General features: G+C 76.0%; 25 protein-coding genes. 16 read left to right on the top strand and 9 right to left on the bottom strand.

Features of this window, described 5'->3' with window-relative positions; genetic code table 11:
* Window positions 1-3 precede the first annotated feature (3 nt).
* From LFA75_RS22630 to LFA75_RS22620, 3 genes are read right to left on the bottom strand one after another with little or no spacing between them, the layout of a single operon-like run.
* The gene (locus LFA75_RS22630; RefSeq protein WP_225235830.1) at window positions 4-741 is read right to left on the bottom strand and encodes an SDR family NAD(P)-dependent oxidoreductase; all 738 of its coding nucleotides are present in this window, start codon (window positions 739-741) and stop codon (window positions 4-6) included.
* Complete coding sequence (locus LFA75_RS22625) at window positions 738-1016, bottom strand: muconolactone Delta-isomerase family protein (protein ID WP_225235829.1); 279 nt, start codon at window positions 1014-1016, stop codon at window positions 738-740. The genes LFA75_RS22630 and LFA75_RS22625 overlap by 4 nt, the downstream gene beginning before the upstream one ends.
* A 14-nt stretch (window positions 1017-1030) precedes the next feature.
* Window positions 1031-1735, bottom strand: a complete 705-nt coding sequence (locus LFA75_RS22620; protein WP_225235828.1) for an alpha/beta fold hydrolase — start codon at window positions 1733-1735, stop codon at window positions 1031-1033.
* A gap of 272 nt (window positions 1736-2007) precedes the next feature.
* Between LFA75_RS22620 and LFA75_RS22615 the strand changes: the two genes are divergently transcribed.
* A complete protein-coding gene (locus tag LFA75_RS22615) occupies window positions 2008-2715 on the top strand; it encodes an alpha/beta fold hydrolase (RefSeq protein WP_225235827.1) in 708 nt (235 codons plus the stop codon).
* A gap of 33 nt (window positions 2716-2748) precedes the next feature.
* Here LFA75_RS22615 and LFA75_RS22610 read toward each other — a convergent pair whose 3' ends face one another.
* The 3 genes from LFA75_RS22610 to LFA75_RS22600 all read right to left on the bottom strand — a co-directional run bounded on the left by LFA75_RS22610 (window position 2749) and on the right by LFA75_RS22600 (window position 5169).
* Window positions 2749-3441, bottom strand: coding sequence for a 4-carboxy-4-hydroxy-2-oxoadipate aldolase/oxaloacetate decarboxylase (locus LFA75_RS22610; RefSeq protein WP_225235826.1), 693 nt, complete (start codon window positions 3439-3441; stop codon window positions 2749-2751).
* Window positions 3438-4169: a PIG-L deacetylase family protein gene (locus LFA75_RS22605; RefSeq protein ID WP_225235825.1), complete on the bottom strand. Its 732-nt coding sequence runs from the start codon at window positions 4167-4169 to the stop codon at window positions 3438-3440. The genes LFA75_RS22610 and LFA75_RS22605 overlap by 4 nt, the downstream gene beginning before the upstream one ends.
* 166 nt (window positions 4170-4335) lie before the next feature.
* Entirely contained in the window at window positions 4336-5169 is an 834-nt protein-coding gene (locus LFA75_RS22600; RefSeq protein WP_225235824.1) for a helix-turn-helix transcriptional regulator, read from the bottom strand.
* Window positions 5170-5389: 220 nt separating this feature from the next.
* On the opposite strand from LFA75_RS22600, the gene LFA75_RS22595 reads away from it, so the two are divergent.
* Window positions 5390-6364, top strand: coding sequence for an SDR family oxidoreductase (locus tag LFA75_RS22595; protein WP_225235823.1), 975 nt, complete (start codon window positions 5390-5392; stop codon window positions 6362-6364).
* Between the two features lie 27 nt (window positions 6365-6391).
* On the opposite strand, the gene LFA75_RS22590 is transcribed toward LFA75_RS22595, so the two are convergent.
* Window positions 6392-7294 carry an NADP-dependent oxidoreductase gene (locus tag LFA75_RS22590; RefSeq protein WP_225235822.1) on the bottom strand — a complete coding sequence of 301 codons (903 nt, stop codon included), beginning with the start codon at window positions 7292-7294 and terminating at the stop codon, window positions 6392-6394.
* A gap of 91 nt (window positions 7295-7385) precedes the next feature.
* Here LFA75_RS22590 and LFA75_RS22585 point away from each other — a divergent pair, with 91 nt between their 5' ends.
* The 8 genes from LFA75_RS22585 to LFA75_RS22550 all read left to right on the top strand — a co-directional run bounded on the left by LFA75_RS22585 (window position 7386) and on the right by LFA75_RS22550 (window position 12122).
* On the top strand, window positions 7386-7868 hold the full coding sequence (locus tag LFA75_RS22585; RefSeq protein WP_225235821.1) for a MarR family winged helix-turn-helix transcriptional regulator: 483 nt from the start codon (window positions 7386-7388) through the stop codon (window positions 7866-7868).
* 28 nt (window positions 7869-7896) lie between these two features.
* Window positions 7897-8238: a DUF2834 domain-containing protein gene (locus tag LFA75_RS22580; RefSeq protein ID WP_225235820.1), complete on the top strand. Its 342-nt coding sequence runs from the start codon at window positions 7897-7899 to the stop codon at window positions 8236-8238.
* Window positions 8239-8335: 97 nt separating this feature from the next.
* Window positions 8336-8971, top strand: a complete 636-nt coding sequence (locus LFA75_RS22575) for a DUF6518 family protein (RefSeq protein ID WP_225235819.1) — start codon at window positions 8336-8338, stop codon at window positions 8969-8971.
* Entirely contained in the window at window positions 8971-9888 is a 918-nt protein-coding gene (bla, locus tag LFA75_RS22570) for a class A beta-lactamase (protein ID WP_225235818.1), read from the top strand. The genes LFA75_RS22575 and bla overlap by 1 nt, the downstream gene beginning before the upstream one ends.
* A 34-nt stretch (window positions 9889-9922) precedes the next feature.
* The gene (locus LFA75_RS22565) at window positions 9923-10468 is read left to right on the top strand and encodes a GNAT family N-acetyltransferase (protein WP_225235817.1); all 546 of its coding nucleotides are present in this window, start codon (window positions 9923-9925) and stop codon (window positions 10466-10468) included.
* Window positions 10469-10480: 12 nt separating this feature from the next.
* On the top strand, window positions 10481-10882 hold the full coding sequence (locus LFA75_RS22560; RefSeq protein WP_225235816.1) for a DUF1801 domain-containing protein: 402 nt from the start codon (window positions 10481-10483) through the stop codon (window positions 10880-10882).
* A gap of 105 nt (window positions 10883-10987) precedes the next feature.
* A complete protein-coding gene (locus LFA75_RS22555) occupies window positions 10988-11764 on the top strand; it encodes a TIM barrel protein (protein WP_225235815.1) in 777 nt (258 codons plus the stop codon).
* 55 nt (window positions 11765-11819) lie between these two features.
* Window positions 11820-12122 carry a hypothetical protein gene (locus tag LFA75_RS22550; RefSeq protein WP_225235814.1) on the top strand — a complete coding sequence of 101 codons (303 nt, stop codon included), beginning with the start codon at window positions 11820-11822 and terminating at the stop codon, window positions 12120-12122.
* Between the two features lie 9 nt (window positions 12123-12131).
* Here the strand turns inward: LFA75_RS22550 and LFA75_RS22545 are convergent, their stop codons facing one another.
* Complete coding sequence (locus LFA75_RS22545; protein ID WP_225235813.1) at window positions 12132-12608, bottom strand: DUF2000 domain-containing protein; 477 nt, start codon at window positions 12606-12608, stop codon at window positions 12132-12134.
* 78 nt (window positions 12609-12686) lie between these two features.
* Here LFA75_RS22545 and LFA75_RS22540 point away from each other — a divergent pair, with 78 nt between their 5' ends.
* Entirely contained in the window at window positions 12687-13148 is a 462-nt protein-coding gene (locus LFA75_RS22540) for an Lrp/AsnC family transcriptional regulator (protein ID WP_225235812.1), read from the top strand.
* Window positions 13149-13154: 6 nt separating this feature from the next.
* Here LFA75_RS22540 and LFA75_RS22535 read toward each other — a convergent pair whose 3' ends face one another.
* Window positions 13155-13811, bottom strand: a complete 657-nt coding sequence (locus LFA75_RS22535; RefSeq protein ID WP_225235811.1) for an HAD family hydrolase — start codon at window positions 13809-13811, stop codon at window positions 13155-13157.
* Between the two features lie 148 nt (window positions 13812-13959).
* On the opposite strand from LFA75_RS22535, the gene LFA75_RS22530 reads away from it, so the two are divergent.
* From LFA75_RS22530 to LFA75_RS22510, 5 genes are all read left to right on the top strand, one after another.
* Window positions 13960-15135, top strand: coding sequence for a serine hydrolase domain-containing protein (locus LFA75_RS22530; RefSeq protein ID WP_225235810.1), 1176 nt, complete (start codon window positions 13960-13962; stop codon window positions 15133-15135).
* A 114-nt stretch (window positions 15136-15249) separates the two neighbouring features.
* A complete protein-coding gene (locus tag LFA75_RS22525; protein ID WP_225235809.1) occupies window positions 15250-16224 on the top strand; it encodes an alpha/beta hydrolase in 975 nt (324 codons plus the stop codon).
* 56 nt (window positions 16225-16280) lie between these two features.
* Complete coding sequence (locus LFA75_RS22520) at window positions 16281-17366, top strand: helix-turn-helix domain-containing protein (RefSeq protein WP_225235808.1); 1086 nt, start codon at window positions 16281-16283, stop codon at window positions 17364-17366.
* Between the two features lie 45 nt (window positions 17367-17411).
* Entirely contained in the window at window positions 17412-18029 is a 618-nt protein-coding gene (locus LFA75_RS22515) for a CDP-alcohol phosphatidyltransferase family protein (protein ID WP_225235807.1), read from the top strand.
* Complete coding sequence (locus LFA75_RS22510) at window positions 18026-18946, top strand: DUF881 domain-containing protein (protein WP_225235806.1); 921 nt, start codon at window positions 18026-18028, stop codon at window positions 18944-18946. The genes LFA75_RS22515 and LFA75_RS22510 overlap by 4 nt, the downstream gene beginning before the upstream one ends.
* Window positions 18947-18948 lie beyond the last annotated feature (2 nt).

The following is an 18948-nucleotide window of genomic DNA, read 5'->3' as shown; positions in this document are numbered from 1 at the left end:
GCCTCAGCGCAGCAGACCGCCGCCGTCCACCACCACGCACTGGCCGGTGGTGAGCCGGCCGTCGGGGGAGAGCAGGTGCGCCACCGTGCCGGCGACGACGTCCCCGGTGACCGGGTCGGGGATGGCCTGCTGCGACCGGGTGCGGGCGAAGACCTCGGGACCCGAGTGCGCCTGGGTGCCCGGTGTCTCCACCTGGGCGGGGACGACGGCGTTGACGGTGACCCGGTGCTCGCCGAGCTCGCGGGCCATCACCCGGGTCATGCCGATCACCGCGCCCTTGCTGGCCACGTAGGCGAGCTGGCCGGGGCCGCCGGTGAAGAACGTGCGGCTGCCCAGGTTGACCACCCGGCCGCCGGCCTCGGCGTCGCGCAGGTGCGGGAAGCAGGCCTGCGTCATCAGCAGCACGCCGACGGCGTTGACGTCGAAGAAGCGGTGCATCTGCTCGGGCGTGGTCTCCAGGAAGCTGGCCCGCCCGGACAGCAGGCCCGCGTCGTTGACCAGCGCGTCCAGCCGGCCGTGCCGGGCCACCACGGCGGCCACGGTGTCGTGCACGGCGATCGGGTCGGTGACGTCGCAGTCCCACCAACCGACGGTGCCGCCCTCGACCGCCGCCCGCACGCCCTCGTCGGCCGGTGGTGCCACGTCCAGGGCGGCGACGGCGAACCCGTCGGCGACCAGCCGGCGCACGATGGCCGCCCCGATGCCGCCGGCCGCGCCGGTGACGACGGCGACCGGCGTCACCGGCGTTCCTGCGGGTGGGTGGCCAGGGCCTCCACCTGCACGTCCATGTACTTCCACATCGGCAGCGAGACCAGGGCGTCGTGCAGCTCGGCGGGGTCGGCCGCCGCGTAGAGCCCGACGGTGGCGTTGCGGCCGGGCACCCGCCACAGCCGCAGCAGGATGCCGGCGTCCCGCAGCTCCTGGGCCCGCGCGCGCTCCCCGGCGCGCAGGGACTCCCGGACGTCGTCCGGGGTGTCGAGGGGCATGCGGTTCTCGGTCCGGACGAGGAACTCCACGGTGGTCTCCAGTCTCAGCGGGCGAGTCGGTCCAGCAGGGCGGCCAGCTCGTCGGGAGCGGTCACCATGGCCTCGTGGCCGGTGGCGATCTCGTGCACGGGCCAGCCGCGGGCGCGGGCCCGGTCGGCCTGGCCGGCGAACACCCCCATCCAGTCGGTGCACTCGACGAAGGCGGCGGGGACGCCATCCCCGGCGCCGGTCAGCCGGAGCGGGTCGGTGTAGGTCTTCCACGGGTGCGGGGTGAGCTTGGGCAGCAGCCAGTCCACGTCGGCCTGCTCGGTGACGCCCAGCACCGACAGCTTGCGGACGGCGACCAGCCAGCCGAAGCCCTGCTCGGCGGCGGACTCGGCCCAGTGGTGGGCGACGGTCTCGGGCAGCAGCTCGCGGGCGGCCTCGCCGTCGTCCCCGACGAAGGCGTCCAGGTGCACCCGCAGCGCGACCCGGTCGGGACGGCGGTCGGTCACCGCGGTGACCACCTGGCCGGCGTAGCTGTGCCCGACCAGCACGACGTCGCGCAGGTCGAGGGTGTCGAGCAGGCGGACGACGTCCTCGACGTGGGTGTCCAGCCCGACCAGCGGCGAGAGCAGGTGCGCCCGCTCCGACAGCCCGGTCAGCGTGGGCGCGTGCACCTCGTGGCCGGCGGCGCGCAGCACCGGGGCGACCCGGTCCCAGCACCACCCGCCGTGCCACGCGCCGTGGACGAGCACGAACGTCGACACGGTCCCCACCTCCCGCGAGCTGCCGGCCCGATCGGGCCTCCCGAAATCCTAGGGAGGACACCGGGGGACGACGTGCTCCGCGTGACCCGGGTGCCGTGGCCGGTGCGGCACCGGTGCGGCGCGACATCTGACCCGCCCGGCCCGGGTCGCCCGGCCGGTGCGGGCGCGTCGTCGGACCGGCGCGGAGCGGTCGGCCGGTGCAGCAGGCTCCGGGCAGCACCTCCCCGCACCACCGCCCGGTGGCGCCCACTCCAGCGACGGAGCAGCAGACGATGACGCAGACCGACCCCACCCCGACCCTCGTGCTGGTGCACGGCGCCTGGCACGGTTCCTGGTGCTGGTCGACGGTGGTCGACGAGCTGGCCGCCCAGGGGCAGGCGACGGCGACGGTGGACCTGCCCAGCTCGGGGCAGGACGCCGCGGCGCTCGGGGGACTGGCCGACGACATCGCGGCCGTCGGTGCGGTGCTCGACGCGGTCGAGGGGCCCAAGGTGCTGGTCGGCCACTCCTACGGCGGGCTGCCGGTGAGCGCAGCCGCGGTCGGCCGGGACGACGTGGTGGGCGTGGTCTACGTGTGCGCCTTCGTCCTGGACGAGGGGGCGACCCTGCTGCAGGCCGGCGGCGGCACGCCGCCGCCGTTCTGGGACATCTCGGCCGACGGCACGCACATGGCCGCCGCCGACCCGGTCGCGGTCTTCTACGGCGACTGCGACCCGGCCGTGGCCGCGTCGGCCGCGGCGCAGCTGGGGTTCCAGTCGATGAGCTCGGTGACCACCCCACTGCCGGCGACCGCGCACCGGGCGGTGCCCACGACCTACGTGGTGGCCGACCTGGACACCGGCATCCCGCCGTTCGTGCAGGAGGCGATGGCCGAGGGCCGGGTGGACCACGTGGTGCACGTCGACTCCGCGCACTCGCCGTTCCTCAGCCGGCCGCGCGAGCTGAGCCGGCTGCTGCTGGACGCCGTCGCGAGCGCCTGAGTGCGGGGGCGGGGCCGGCGGCCCCGCCCCCGGTCAGGCGTCGTCCTCGTCCAGGTAGACCACGCCCAGCCGCTCCAGGGTGGGGCGCAGGTCGTAGAGGTCCAGGCCCAGGGTGCCGGCGGCGAACTGCGCCCGCTTCCCGGCCTCCGTGGCCTCCCGGGCGGCCGACGCGGCCACCACGGCGGGGACGTCGGCCAGCGGCACGCACATCACCCCGTCGTCGTCGGCGACCACGGCGTCCCCGGGGGTGATCAGCCGGCCGGCCACCACCACGGGCACGTTCACCGAGCCGGGGACCGCCTTGGCCGTGCCCTGCGCGTGCACCGCCCGGGACCAGACCGGGAAGTCCATGGCGGTCAGCTCGGCGACGTCCCGGACGCCGGCGTCGGTGACCAGGCCCAGCACGCCGCGGGCCCGCAGCTGGGTGGCGAACAGCTCGCCGAACATGCCGTCGGTGCTGCGTGAGGTGGTCGCCACGACCAGCACGTCACCGGCCCGGCACTGCTCGATGCAGGCGTGGATCATCAGGTTGTCGCCGGGGTGGGACAGCACGGTGACCGCCCGGCCGGCAATCCTGGAGCCGGGGTAGATTGGCCGCAGCTCGGGCCCGACCAGCCCGGTCCGGCCGGCCGCCTCGTGCGCGGTCGCGACGCCGAACCCGGCCAGTGCGGCCAGGTCGGCCGGCGCCGGGCCCTTCGTCGTCCGCACCACCACGTGCTGGGTCATCGCAGCTCCGTCCCGACGCTGGGGTAGGTCCGCCGGAAGGCCTCGGCGTGGGTGACGCCGGCGGGGGCGCCGTTGCGCCGGGCCTGCACGCCGCGCCGGACGCCGAGGTCGGTGTAGTAGTCGACGAGATGACCCTGGCCGCCGGCCATGCAGCGCATGGCCTCGAGCTTGCGCTCCCAGACCGGGGAGACGTCCAGCAGCAGGTCGGGCACGAAGCCGCAGACCTCGGGCTGGTGCGGCTCGAACTGGAACACCTGCGGGGCGCCCAGCGGGGCGGTGCTGCGGTCGTGGCCGTGCGCCTGGGCGACCATCCGGGTCCGCAGCGTGGTGGCGTGGGCCAGGTCGTGGTCGGTGTTGTACGGGTCGTGCGGTACGTGGGTGAGCAGCACGTCCGGGGCGTGCGCGCGCAGGATCGCGACGAGGGTGTCCTCGGCGCCGGCGTCCACCCGCAGCGGGTAGTCGCCGAGGTCCAGGAACTCGACCGTCGCGCCCAGGGCCTGCGCGGCGGCGGTGGACTCCGCGCGTCGGGCGGTCTTGACGCCGTCCAGGGTCATGCCCTCCTGCTTCCAGAGGCCCTGGGACTCGCCGCGCTCGCCGAAGCTCAGGCACACGACGTGCACCGCGGCGCCGCGGTCGGCGTAGAGCGCCAGGGCACCCCCGGCGCGCCAGACGAAGTCGGCGGCGTGCGCGCTGACGACCAGCACGGAGCCGGGTCCTGGGGCTGTCATGACGGGTGCACCCTCCGGTCGACCGGGGCGACCGGTGCCGGGGGCGGCACGGCGTCGTCCACGTGTGCCGAGGGTAGGCAGCCGGCCGGCCGGCGACCCACCGTGCGATGACCCCTCCGGGACCGGTGGCACGACGCGGCCGGGCTACGTCATCCGTCCCGGAGGGTCAGGGGGCGCTGACCACCGACAGCAGCTGCAGCTTCTCGTGGCTCTCGCTGCCGGGCACCGCGGTGTAGACCAGCAGCGAGTGGGACTGCTGCGGGTCGGACAGGGTCTGGCACTGCAGCTCCAGCAGGCCGACCTCCGGGTGCACGAAGCGCTTCACCGGCCGCGGCCGCACGCCGACCTCGTGGGTGGCCCAGACCTGCCGGAACTCCTCGCTGCGCGCCAGCAGGTCCTCGGCGAGCGCCGCGGCCCGGGACCGCGGACCCCGGAGCGCGATGACCTCCCGCAGCCCGGAGGCCCACACCCGGGACAGGTAGCCGTGGTCGTCGGGGTGGTAGAGCGACCGGGACCCGGGATCGGTGAACCAGCGGTGGCCCAGGCTGCGCCCGGGGCCGGTCCGCACCGAGGCGTCGCCCAGCAGGGCGATGCCCATCCGGGTCTGGCGCAGGGTCTCCCCGAGCTCGGTCACCACCTCGGCCGGGGTGTCGTCGAGCCGGTCGAGGATCCGCAGGATGCCCGGCCCGACGTGCTGGCTCTCCGCGCCCCGGGCGGGCGGGTGGTGGCCGGCGAGGCGGGACAGGTGGTCGCGCTGGTCGAGGGACAGGTGCAGGCCCTGCGCGATCGCCGCGACCATGCCCTCCGACGGCTGCGGCCCCCGCCGGCGCTCGAGGCGGGCGTAGTAGTCGGCGGACATGTGGGACAGCGCGGCCACCTCCTCGCGGCGGAGTCCGCTGGTGCGACGCCGCTGGCCGCGGGGCAACCCGACGTCCTCGGGCTGCAGCGCCTCCCGGCAGGTGCGCAGGAAGTCCGCCAGACCCGTGCGGTCGATGTCCACGCGCTCTCCTGCCCTCGTCGGTGCCGGTCTCCTCCCGCACCGGTCTCCTTCGTACCGGTCGGCGCCGTCGCGTGGCAGGACCTGGTGATCCCCCTCTGCGCGGCAGGCCCGGCCCGGCCAGCCACGGATCGACAGGCCGTGGCTGCCCCGGCCGGCGGCGCGCACTGTCGGCGGCGACCCGCTCGACACCGACCGTTCGACACCGACCCCGGAGGTCCCCGTGGCCCGCACAGCCCTCGACATCACCGTCCCCGACCTGACCGGCACCCGTGCCCTCGTCACCGGCGCCAGCGACGGCATGGGCCGGCTCATCGCCGCCCGGCTGGCCGCCGCCGGCGCCGAGGTGGTGCTGCCCGTCCGCAACCCCGCCAAGGGCCAGGCCGCACTCGACGGCATCCGGGCGGAGGTGCCCGGCGCTCAGGTGTCGCTGCGCACGATGGACCTGTCCTCGTTGGACTCCGTGGCCGCGCTGGGCGACGAGCTGCGGGCCGAGGGCGCCCCGATCGGCATCCTGGTGCTCAACGCCGGCGTGATGACCCCGCCCACCCGGCAGACCACCGTCGACGGGCACGAGCTGCAGTTCGGCACCAACCACCTGGGCCACGTGGCCCTGGTCGCCCACCTGCACCCGCTGCTGGTCGCCGGTCGCGCCCGGGTGGTGTCCCAGCTCAGCATCGCGGCCGACCGCGGCGTGCTGCACCTGGCGGACCTGGACTGGGAGCGCAGCTACGACGGGATGAAGGCCTACCGCTCGTCCAAGGTCGCGCTGGGGCTCTTCGGCCTGGAGCTGGACCGGCGCAGCAAGGCCGCCGGCTGGGGGATCACCAGCAACCTGGCGCACCCCGGCATCGCGCCGACCGCCCTGCTGGCCGCCCGTCCCGAGGTCGGTCGCAGCCGGGACACCGCCGGCCGCCGCGTGATCCGGCTGCTGTCCGTCCGCGGGTGGGTGGTCGGCACGGTGGAGAGCGCCGGCCTCCCGGCCCTGCTCGCGGCCACCGACCCGGCGGCCGACGGGGGCCGGTTCTTCGGTCCCCGCGGCCCCCTGGGCCTGGGCGGGGCGCCCGCGCAGCGGCCGCCCTACGCCAGCCTCACCGACGCCGACCTCGCCGCCCGGACCTTCGACCTCTCCCTGCGGCTGTGCGGGTTGACCGCCCTCGGTGCGCCGGCCGCCCCGGAGGACGCCGGCGCCCGGTGACCGCAGCGCCGGTCGGTCAGGGCCGGGTCAGGGGACGGTGACCACGACCTTGCCCGTGCCGCCCTCGGCCAGCGCGTGGGCCTCGGCGACGGACGCCAGCGGGAGGACGTGCGCGACCCGGGGGGTGTACGCCCCGCGCCGGCCCAGCTGGGCGAGCTGCTCGAGCAGGGCGGAGTCGTTGCGGGCGTTGACCGAGCGCGCGCCCAGGCGGGCCGCGCCTGCGGTGTCCACGACGGTGACGACCCGGGTGGCGTCGCCGACGATCGCCACCAGGTCGGGCAGCGAGGCCGAGGGGGCGGCGTGGACGGCGACGTCCACGCCGTCCGGGGCGAGGGCGGCGACCCGGTCGGCCAGGCCCTCGCCGTAGGTCGTCACCCGGATGCCCAGGGCGGTGAGGGCGTCGTGGTGCGCCTGGCTCGCGGTGCCGACGACCGTGGCCCCGGCGGCCAGCGCGAGCGCCGCGACCGCGCTGCCGACGCCGCCGGAGACACCCTCGACCAGCACCGTCCGACCGGCCAGGTCGCCCAGGTCCTCCAGCGCGGCGGCCGCGGTGGCCGACGCCAGGCCGGCAGCGGCCGCCTGCTCGGTGGACCAGCCACCGGGGACGCCGCTCCACGCGGTCAGCACCGCGAACTCCGCCGTGGTGTCGCTGACCCCGCCCAGGCCGAAGACAAGGTCGCCCACCCGGGTGCCCTCGACCCCGGCGCCGACCTCGTCGACCACCCCGACGGCGTCCCGGCCGGGGATCGCCGGCAGCTCCAGGGGCAGCACGGACTCCAGCCGGCCGGCGCGCAGCAGCACGTCGATGGGGTTGACGCTCACGGCCCGGACGGCGATGCGGACGGCGCCGGGACCGGCGTGCGGCTCGGGGGCCTCCTCCACGACGAGGACGTCGGGCGCGCCGTAGCGGTGGTAGCGGGCAGCATGCACGGGGGATCTCCTGTCGACGCGCGGCATCTCTTGCCGCGGAAAGCAACGTACGCCAGGTCCTTTCCGCGGCAAGCAACGGTAGGGTGCGGGCATGGAGCGCCTGTCCGACCAGCAGGACCGCACCTGGTCGCTGCTGGTCGGGGTGATGATGTGGCTCCCCGCCGAGCTCGACACCTACCTCGAGGCCGCCGCCGGCCTGAGCCACGCGGAGTACGGGGTGCTCCGGTGCCTGTCGGCCGGCGAGGACCGCGAGGTGCACATGGGCCGGCTGGCCTCCACCGCCGCCGTCACCCCGTCGCACCTGTCGCGGATCGTCGCCCGGCTGGAGAAGCGCGGGCGGATCACCCGGACCACCGACCCGGCCGACGCCCGGCGCACGCTGGCCCGGCTGACCGAGGCCGGTGCGGAGCTGGTGGCGCAGGTCGAACCGGGCTACGCCCAGGAGGTCCGGCGGCACGTGTTCGAGCCGCTGGGCACCTGGGGGGCCCGGCAGCTGGAGGACCTCGCCGAGGCCCTGCTGACCCCCCTGCGGCCCGACTGCGTGGCCGCGCTGCCGGCGCACGGCGCCCGCTGACCACCGACGCCGGCCACCAGGAGCAGCCATGCGCGCCACCCATGTCCGGCAGGCGTTCTACGGGGTCGCCGCCGTGGTCGGGCTGGTCGGCACCTGGTGGTTTACCCTCCGGTACACCGGCTCGGTCCCGTACCTCGAGGCCTGGTTCGCCAACGCTGCGTCGTCCTCGGCGGCCGTCGACCTGCTGGTCGTGTTCGTCGCGGGCGCGGTGTTCATGACCGTCGAGGGCCGGCGGGTGGGCATGCGGCTGCCCTGGCTCTACGGCCTGCTGTCGCTCCCGACGGCGTTCGCGCTGATGTTCCCGCTGTTCCTGCTCGTGCGGGAACGCGCGCTGGACCGTCAGGTCGCGGCCCCCGCTGTGCCGGCCTGACCCCGGCCGGCGGGTCCGCCCGGGGGTGGAGACCGCCGGCGCGGATCTCCACCCCGGGGGCGATCCGCGACGGGGGACGGCGGGCGACAGTGGTCGCGTGACCACCGCCCTGTCCTCGAGCGCTGCAGCCCCGACCGCTGCGCCCCCGACCGCCCCCGTCCGGTGGCTGCTCGCCCTCGGCGTCGGCGTGGCCGTCGGGGCGCTGACGTCCCCGGCGCAGACGCTGCTCGGGTCGACCGTCCTGTCGGGTCTGACGAACGCGGTCGGGCCGTGGCTGCTGGCGCCGTTCCTGGTCGCCGCGTGGGCCCGCTCGACCCGGTCCGCCGTCCTGGTCGGCGTGCTCGCCTGCACCGCGCAGGTGGCGGGCTACTACATCGTCTCCGCCGCGCGCGGGTTCGGTGTGGCCCCCGTGCCGGTCGCGGTGTGGCTCGTCGCCGGGGTGGTCGGCGGTGCCGTGCTGGGCCTGGCGGGCCGGGCCTGGCGCACCGGGGAGGGGCGGGAGCGCGGCCTCGGGATCGCCGTGCTGGTGGCGGCCTGGCTGGCCGAGGCGGTCGTGCTGTTCGGCGTCGTGCTGGGCCACCCCGGGCAGGCTGCCGTCGCCGGGGGCGTGGGGGTGCTGCTCCTCCTGGTGCTCGGGTCCCACCGTCGGCAGCACCTGGCCGCCGCGCGCTGGCTGCTGCCGGCCGTGGCGGCCGGGGCGCTGGGGTTCGGCGTCCTGCTGGCGCTGCTGTGATGCGGAGGGCGGCGGTGCTGGTGGCCGCGGTCCTGCTGGCCGGCTGCGGAGGGAGCGGCGGGACGGCGTCGACGTCCAGCCCCTCGTCCGCACCGTCGTCCGCGGCGGCGTCCACGACGACCCCCGACGTCGCCGCCCTCGCCGGTGTCGACGCGCTCGAGCAGGCCTACGGCGCCCGGGTGGGCGCCTGGGTGCTGGACACCGGCACCGGGCAGGTGCTCGGCCACCGGGTCGACGAGCGGTTCGCGCACGCCTCGACCATCAAGCTCGTGCTGGTCGGCCTCCTGCTGCAGCGGGTCGACGACGCCCAGCTGGACGCCGTGGTGCCGATCGAGGCCGCCGACGTGCTGGAGTACGCGCCGGTGACGTCGCAGTACGTGGGGGTCGGTCTGCCGCTGCGCGAGGTGATGCGGGCGGCGATCACGGTCAGCGACAACACCGCGGCCAACCTGCTGGTCGAGCAGCTGGGCGGTCCGGCCCAGGTGCAGGCCGCACTGCGGGACGCCGGCAACACCACGACGAACGTCGACCGCACCGAGCCCGCGCTCAACGAGGCCACCCCGGGCGACCCGCGGGACACCTCCACCCCGGCCGGCCTGGGCCGCACCGTCGAGCAGCTCGTGCTCGGCGACGCGCTGACCCCGCCGCGGCGTGCGCTGCTGCTGCAGTGGCTGCAGGAGAACACCACCGGCGACGCGGCCGTCCGGGCCGGCGTCCCGACGGGGTGGACGGTGGGGGACAAGACCGGGAGCGGCGGGTACGGCACCCGCAACGACGTCGCGGTCGTGCAGCCGGACGACGGCGGCGCACCGCTCGTCGTCGTCCTGCTCACCGACCGCGGGACGGCCGAGGCCGACAGCGACGACGGGCTGCTGGCCGATGCCACCCGGGCGGTCGTCGAGCAGCTCGGCCGGTAGGTCCGCCCTCGTCGAGCGTGGGAGGGTCGCCCCCGTGGAGGAGCCGGGTCCCGACGGGATCGTGCTGACCACCGAGCGGCTCCGGCTGCGGCCCTGGCGGGTGGCCGAGGCGCCGGTCCTCCGGCAGCTGTGGGAGGAGCGGGACCCGCGGGTCCCGCCGCACCGCCGGCCCGGCCGCGACGGTCGGCCCACGGTCGAGGAGCTCGGGCGGTGGATCCGGGAGCAGCGGCCGAGCACGCTCGGCTGGCTCGCCGTCGAGCGCCGCGGACAGGGCGACGTCGTCGGGCACTGCGGTCTGCTCGCCGGCGAGCGCGTGCCCGCGGGGGAGCCGGAGATCGCGTTCGAGCTGCTGCGGCACGCCTGGCACCGGGGCCTGGCCACCGAGGCCGCCGCAGCGGTGGTGGGCTGGGCCGACAGCTCGGGGCACCGGCGACTGTGGGCCACGGTCCGGCGGCGGAACGGCGCCTCCCTCCGGGTCCTCGCGCGCGTCGGTTTCGAGCCGACCGACCGGGTGGAGCCCGACGACGCCCACGGCGACACGCTGTTCCTGACCCGGCCGATGAGTCCGCCGGTCGGCTGAGGTCTGCACGGCATGACCACCACCAGCGTCGAGCAGTACCTCGACACCCTGCAGCACCCGCGCCGGGACGACGTCCTGCGGGTGCGCGCCGCCGTGCTGGCCCTGCGCCCGGGCATCGAGGAGCGGGTGAAGTGGAACGCGCCGTCCTTCGCCGTCGACGGCGTCGACCGGGTCACCTTCCGCCTCGCACCGGGGGACGTCTTCCAGCTGGTGCTGCACCGCGGAGCCGCCCGCCGGGCGGACACCGGCACCTTCCGGTTCGACGACGGGTCCGGCCTGGTCCGGTGGCCGGCCCCCGACCGCGGCGTCGTGGACCTGACCGCGCCGGGCGCCACCGACGAGCACCTGGACGCCGTGCTGGAGCTGCTCGGCCGTTGGCTGGACGTGGACGTGGACGTGGCCCCGCCGCGCTGACCGGGCTGGTGCCGGTCGCCCCGCCAGCCGACGACGAGGACACCCCTTCGTCGAACTCGTCCTGCGTACCGTCCCCTCCACGGCCGTCGGACAGGAGTGACCAACGTGTACCGCTTGGCACCCAACATCGAGCTGCTCTTCACCGAGGCGGGTCCCGACCACGCGGACCGCGTCCGCGCGGCGGCCGCCGCCGGCTTCGACGCAGTCGAGATGTGGGGGACCGCGAGCAAGGACCTGCCCTCGATCGCCGGTGCGCTGGCCGACACGGGCGTGTCGATGACGTCGATCGTCGTCGAGCCTCGCACCGACTTCGCGCTGCCCTGGGAGACGGCGGACGCCTTCTCCGCGGGCCTCGACCGCGCGGTCGAGGCTGCTCACCTCCTCGGTTGCCCGCGGGTAGTCACCGGCTCGGGCGTCGGGTACGGCGGGGCGACGCGCACTGCGAACCACGAACGCCTGGCCGGCATCTTCCGCCGGGCCGTGGACAGGATCGAGGGTTCGGGTGTGGCTCTACTGCTGGAGGCCGTGAACACCCGGGTGGACCACCCGGGCGCACTCCTCGACCACACGGCCGATGCGGCCGACGTGGTCCGGAGGGTGGGCTCCGACTCGTTCCGGTTGCTCTACGACCTCTACCACTCGGTTACCCAGGGCGAGGACCCGACGGTGGAACTCGCCGCCTTCGCCGACCTCGTGGAGTACGTGCAGATCGCCGACTCCGCGGGACGCGGGGAACCCGGCACCGGCGGCATCGACTGGCCGGCTCGGCTGTCCGACCTGCGGACCGCGGGCTACGCCGGCCCGATCGGTCTGGAGTACGCACCGACCACGACGACGGAGGCGTCCGCCGAGTACATCCGCAGGCTGGCCCGATCAGCCTGAGGACCCGCGACCGGACAGCCGCCGCCCCGGCGACCACCTACCTGAAGGAGACACCGTGCGCATCGTCCTGAGCACCACCGCCGACCCCGAGGTCACCGGCGCCGACGACCTCAAGAGCCTCGACGTGCTGGCCCCGGCGGAGATCCCCGCCGACCAGCTGACCGACCGGCTGGCCCCGCTGGGCACCGTCGAGGGTGACCACGCCTGGCTCGACGTGGCCCGGCTGCGGGCAGCGGGCCGACCCGACGACGAGCAGTGGGTCGCCGGCTTCGAGGGGATGGTCGGCTACGCGGCGAGCAAGGGCTGGCTCGACCCGGCCGGGACCGCCGTCCGGGCGCACCTCACCGGGCGGGAGTGAGGGCCGCGCTCAGGACGTGAGCAGCGGCAGCCGCTTGGTGAGCGCGGCGATCCGGTTGCGCGGGCCGACCAGGCCCACCGCGCGGCAGGCCAGGTCGGCCGGTGCGGTGGTCGCCAGCTCGGCCAGGGAGCCGTCGTACACCCGGTGGGTCTGCGCCGACCGGGGCATGTCGACGACCAGCACGCCCACCGAGGCCACCGCCTTCGCCCGGACGGCGGCCAGCTCCTCGGCGGTCGCGGTCAGCACCGAGCAGCCGGCCCACGGCAGGCCCGGGTGGTCGACGCCGTCGGCGTCCGGGCCGCCCGGGCCGAGCAGGTTGTCCACCGCAGCGCCGGTGGCCGCGGCGATGCAGGCCACCGCGTTCACCATCTCGCCCGCGGGGACGGCGGGGTCGACCAGGACCACCCACTTCAACCGGGCGTTGCGGGTCGGCTCGTCCGTGATGACCTCGGTCGGCAGGAGACCCGGGACGTCGTTCGCTGTCATGCCGTCACGCTAGGCACAGGAGGGGTCGATCCGGACCGCTGCCGAACATCGTTCGGCAGCGGCGGGCAGGATGGACCCGTGGACGAACTCGATGCGGCGATCCTGCGGGAACTGCAGTCCGATGCCCGGCGGAGCAACCGCGACGTGGCCGCCGCGGTGGGCGTGGCGCCCTCCACCGCGCTGGAGCGCACCCGGCTGCTGCGCGACCGCGGGGTCATCCGCGGCGCGACCCTGGACGTCGACCTGGCCGCCGTCGGCCGCCCGGTGCAGGCGCTGATCGCCGTCCGGGTGCGGCCGCCGTCCCGCCGGGCGATCGAGGCCTTCCGGGACTGGGCGCAGGCGCTGCCCGAGACGATCGGGCTCTTCGTGGTGTCCGGCGCCGAGGACTTCCTGCTGCACGTCGCGGTGGCCGACAACGAGGCGCTCTACGCCTTCGTCATCGACCGGCTGACCGAGCGGGCCGAGGTCGCCGACGTCCGGACCAGCGTGGTCTACGAGCACCTGCGCCGGCCGCCCCGGATCGACCCGGTCCGCCCCTGACCGCGGTCAGCCCAGCGTCGCGAGCACGTCGGGCAGGGCCAGCAGGTCGGGCACCACGAGCCCGGGCACCGGCCCGGCGGGGTCCAGCCGGTGCCCGGGCCGGACCACCCGGACGACGGCCATCCCGGCCTCCAGCGCGCCCCGGACGTCCCGTGCCGAGGCGGGCACGTGCACCTCCACGCCGGCGGCCACCGCCCGGCGGTAGATCTCCGGGCCCGGCTTGTAGGCCCGCAGCCGCTCGCTGGTCAGCAGGTCGTCGGGGTCCAGCAGCCCGGCGACCCGGGTCCGGGCCAGCAGCGCGTCGTCGACGTTGGACAGCACGCCCACCCGGTGCCGCTCGCGCAGCCGGGGGAGGGCCGCCGGGACGTCGGGCCAGGTCGGCCAGCTCGGCAGCGAGTCCAGCAGCTCCTCGGTGGCGGCCCCGACGTCCCCGGACCACCCCCGCGCCGCCCAGGTGCCGGCCAGGGCCAGCCGGCAGTGCTCGGCGAACGGGATCCACCCGACCGTGTCCCGCTGCGAGGCCTTGCATCGGGCGTCCCAGTCGTCGAAGAGCGCCCCGCCGTCCACGTCGTGCCCGGCCGCACCGGCGATCCGGGCCAGCGCCGCACCGCCGCCGGCTCGGCTGTCGATCAGCGCGCTGAACAGGTCGATGGTGACGAACACCGGCCGAGCCTGGCACGGGCCGCCGTCCGCCACCTGGCGGACGACGGCACCCGAAGTGCGCGCCGCTGACGGTTACCCAGGTCACACGGATCGACCAGGGTCGTCGGTGCACCGGGAACGGACCCGGCGCACACGACGGAGGTCACCGATGGGCGCACGGATCGACGGCAGCAGGATCGACGCGGTGCTCGCGGCGGCGGTCGGCAGCGGCGAGGTGCCGCACATCGCGGCGATCGTGGCCGACCGGGACGGCGTGCTCTACGAGGGCGGCGCCGGGGTGCGGGTGGCCGGGGAGAGCGACGACCCGGTCACCACCGCGACCCAGTTCCGGATCATGTCGATGACCAAGATGGTCGCCACCACCGTGGCGCTGCAGCAGGTCGAGCGCGGCGAGCTGGACCTGTCGGCGCCGGTCGCGGACTACCTGCCCGAGTTCGCCGACCTGCAGGTGCTCACCGGCTTCGACGGCGACACCCCGCAGTACCGGGCACCGGCCAGCCAGGCGACGGTGCACCAGCTGGTCACCCACACCACCGGCCTGGGCTACTGGTTCTGGAACGCCGACCTGGTCCGCTGGGAGGCCGCCACCGGCACGCCGAACGTCGTCCCCGGCACGATGGCGGCCTTCCGGGCCCCGCTCACCGCCGACCCCGGCACGTCCTTCGTCTACGGCATCAACACCGACTGGCTCGGCCGGGTCGTCGAGACCGTCGCCGGGACGACCCTGGACCGGGTGGTCGCCGAGGGCGTCACCGGTCCGCTGGGCATGGCCGACACGATGTTCCTGCTCGACGAGGAGCGGAAGAAGGACCTGGTCACGGTGCACGTGCCCGGCGAGGGCGGCGGCTGGACCTCGGCGGGGGAGATCCTCAACCAGTCGCCGGAGTGGTTCGCCGGCGGGCACGGCCTGTACTCCACGCCCCGGGACTACGTCCGCTTCCAGCGCGCCCTGCTGCGCGGCGGCGAGCTCGACGGCGTCCGCATCCTGCGGGAGGACACCGTGGACGCCGCGTTCAGCAGCCAGCTCGGGGACATCCCGTTCCCCGAGGAGATCGCCACCGCCGACCCGGCCACGACCGACAGCTTCGTCACCGGCCCCGGCTGGACCTGGGGCCACGGGCTGCTGATCAACACCGTCGACGTCCCCGGTGGTCGGCGGGCGGGCACGGGTGCCTGGGCGGGGCTGTTCAACACGCACTTCTTCGTCGACCGGACGACGGGTATCTGCGCGTCGGTCTACACCAACAGCCTGCCCTTCATCGCCCGCGACGGGGCCTGGAAGACCTACGTCGACGTGGAGCAGGCGGTCTACGCGTCGCTCTGACCGCCTCGCACGACCCCCGGACGTGCCCCGGCCCCCTCGAGCCCGTCGGGGGGCCGGGTGCACCCGGGAGCACGATCAGCACCGACCACCCCGGCGCGCAGGCAGGAGACCCCCGTGCGGACACCCGTGGACGCCCCGCCCCGCCCGCCGTTCGACCCCGAGCTCAAGGCCGGCCTGGCCGTCGTCGGCGGCATGTTCCCCCCGACGATCACCCCGGACCTGATCGGCTTCATGCGGACCTCCTACGCGTCCGCCCCGATCGAGGACACGCTGCGCGAGCGCCGGATCTCCCGGGCCGACCGGGAGATCGCCGGCCACCGCGGCGACCCGGTCACCGTCTCGGTGCTGACCCCGGACGGCGCCGACGGCTCCCGGCCCGGCGTGCTCTTCGTGCACTCGGGCGGGCTCATGTTCGGCGACCGGTTCAGCGGCATCGACCTGGTCCTGGACTGGGTGCAGCACCTGGGGGCGGTGCTGGTGACCGTCGAGTACCGGCGGGCCCCCGAGCACCCCGACCCGTTCCCGCGGGAGGACGTCTACGCCGCGCTGGAGTGGACCGCCGCGCACGCCGGCGAGCTCGGCATCCGGCCCGACCGGCTGCTGGTCTGCGGCGCCAGCTGCGGGGGAGGCCTGGCCGCCGGGCTCGCGCTGGCCGCCCGCGACCGCGGCGGCCCGGCCCTGTGCGGCCAGGTGCTGGACTACCCGATGCTCGACGACCGGGGGACGACGCCGTCCACCGGCCAGTTCGACGGCATCGGCGTCTGGGACCGGATCAGCAACGAGACCGGCTGGACGGCGCTGCTGGGCGACGCCCGCGGCGGACCCGACGTCTCGCCCTACGCCGCGCCCGCCCGGGCCACCGACCTGGGCCGGCTGCCGCCGGCCTTCATCGACGTCGGGTCGGCCGAGATCTTCCGGGACGAGGCCATCGAGTACGCGAACGGCCTCTGGCGGGCCGGGTCCGCCGCCCAGCTGCACGTGTGGAGCGGGGCCTTCCACGCCTGCGACGTGTTCGCCCCGCACACCGCCGTCGCCCGCCAGATGATCCGGGCCCGGGACGCCTGGGTGGAGACCGTGCTGGGGGACTGACCGGGACCCCCCGCCGGGGCTACTGTCTCGGCACCCGCGCGAGACGAGGACGTGACGTGCAGGAACTGCTCGGCCGGATCACCCGCCTGGACCCCGAGGCCAGCCTCGCCCTGCGCGTCATCGCCTGCTTCGACGAGCTGTCCGTCGGCGGGGTCAACACCCGCGGGCTGCTCGCGGCGGCCGCCTCGCTGGCCGGCTGCGTGGCCGGGTTCGGCCAGCAGCGGCCCGCCCGCACGGTCCGGGTCACCCCGCGCGGCGAGCTCGCCGACGGACCGCCCCCGGACGGTCCGCCCGCGGGGGCCACCCCGGCGGGACCGGGCACCTGCGTCTGGCTGGAGCGGACCGGCCCGGCCGAGGCCAACGACGCCATCGTCCTGGAGCGGCTGGCCCTGGCCGTCCGCCTGCGGCACGACCGGGACGCCGGCGCCCCCGACGCCCGCCGGCACCTGGCCGTGCTGGTGGACGGTGACCTGCCCGCCGACCGGCGGCGCACCGCGGCCGCGGCGCTCGGGCTGTCCACGACCGCCTCCTACCGGGTGGTGACCGCGCCGCTGTTCGCGGTGTGGGCCGAGCACCCCGGCGGCCCCGAGGACGTCGTCCCGACCGCGCACGGGCCGCTGCACACCCTGGTCGTGCCCGCGGCCACCGCGGTCGTGCAGGCCGGCCCCAGCGGGGTCGGCGTGGCCACCACGCCCGACCACCTGGACCACTCGTTCCGCACCTCCGTGGTCGCGCTGCGGCTGTGCGGGCGCGGCGCCACCCGCTCGGTGGGGGCCGACGCCTACGCCGGGCTGGTCAGCATGTTCGCCGAGGAGCCGGCCGGGGCGCACCACCCCGACGTCCAGCTGGTCGCCGCGGTGGACGAGCACCCCTGGGGTGCGGCGACGCTGGACGCGCTGACCACCAGCGGGTCCGCGCGGCAGGCAGCCCGCGCCCTGGGCATCCACCACAGCACGCTGCAGCACCGGCTGGAGATCATCACGACGACGCTGGGCTTCGACCCGCTCGACGGGCTCGGCCGCCTCCGCGCCGGCGTCGCCCACCTCGCCTGGCGGCTGCAGACCAGCCGCGTGCTCGACCTGCCGGCACCCACCGCACCCGGCCGGCCCGGGGAACCGGAACCTGTCGGACCCGGGCACTAGCCTGGGCAGCGCCCGACCACGGGCGCGGAGACGGGGGAGGACGGCGTGACGACGGCTGGTTCGCAGGGCACCGCCGCGGTCTCCCGCGACGACCTCGGTGACCGGGTGTGGACGGTGCCCAACGCGCTGTCGGTGCTCCGGCTGCTGGGTGTCCCGCTGTTCCTCTGGCTGCTGCTGGGGCCCGAGGCCGACGGCTGGGCCGTCGTGGTCCTCATGGTCTCCGGCGTCACCGACTGGGCCGACGGCAAGCTGGCGCGGGTGCTCGGCCAGTCCAGCAAGCTCGGCGCGCTGCTGGACCCCGCGGCCGACCGGCTCTACATCGTGGCCACGCTGGTGGCCTTCGTGCTGCGCGACGTCGTCCCGCTGTGGTTCGTGGCGGTCATCGTCGTCCGGGAGCTGGTCCTGGCCGTCGTCCTGCTGGTGCTGCGCCGGTACGGCTGGCCGCCGCTGCAGGTGCACTACCTCGGCAAGGCCGCCACCTTCATCCTGCTGTACGCCTTCCCCGGCCTGCTGATGGCCGACGGCACGGGCTGGCTGGCCACCGTCATCGCGCCGCCGGCCTACGCGCTGACCATCTGGGGCGGCGCGCTGTACCTGCTCTCCGGCGTCCTCTACGTCGTGCAGGCCGTCGGCCTGGTGCGGCAGAGCCGGGCGGAGCGGTGAGCACCCAGCAGGCCTCCCGCACCCGCTCGCTGGGCGCCTCCCTGCTCGACCAGGTGCTGGCCGAGACCCTGGACCCGGCCTACGCGCAGGCGGCCGCCGCCCGGGCCGCGGGCACCGCGCCGCCGCGCCGGGTCCGGCGCGGGTGGCAGGTCCTGGTCGCGGTGGTCATGGTGCTGGCCGGCTTCCTGGCCGCGCTCACCTACGACGAGGCCTCGGCGGCCGCGCCCGAGCGCGAGGAGCGCCGGGCGGCGCTGATCGCCGACATCGACCGCGAGTCGGCCGTGACCGACGACCTGGTCGCCACGCTCGCCCAGCTGCAGACCGACGTCGGCACCGCGCGCGACCAGGCGCTGTCGGCGTCCACCGTGGGCCAGCGGGCACTGGGCCGGCTCGCCGAGGCCGAGGCCGGTGCGGCCGCCGAACCGGTGACCGGGCCCGGGTTGACCGTGACCCTGGGCAACGCGCTGCCCTCCGCCGACGACGACCCGGTGGCCACCGGCGCCGCCGACGACCAGATCGCCCAGGTGCTCGACCGGGACCTGCAGCTGCTGGTCAACGCGCTGTGGGCGGCCGGGGCCGAGGCGATCAGCGTCGACGGCCAGCGACTGGGGCCGACCACCACGATCCGGCAGGCCGGCGGCGCGATCCTGGTCGACCTGCGCCCGGTCACCAGCCCGTACGTCGTCGAGGCGATCGGCGACCCGGTCGGCCTGAACAACGGCTTCCTCACCTCGCCCGAGGTCCGCAACCTCGGCCAGCTCGCGGTGACCTACGACTGGCAGTTCGACCTGGTCCGCAGCGACGGCCTCGAGCTGACCGGCGCCGGCAGCGTCGAGCTGCGCTCCGCGCGGCCGGTCGACCCGACCACCGACGCGGGCACCCCGGCCGACGGCGCCCCCACGGACGACGGAGACTGACC

Origin of the sequence: Klenkia terrae, from assembly GCF_900491935.1 — a bacterium.
GTDB classification, from domain to species: domain Bacteria; phylum Actinomycetota; class Actinomycetes; order Mycobacteriales; family Geodermatophilaceae; genus Klenkia; species Klenkia terrae.
This window is presented reverse-complemented; position numbering and strand designations above follow the sequence as displayed.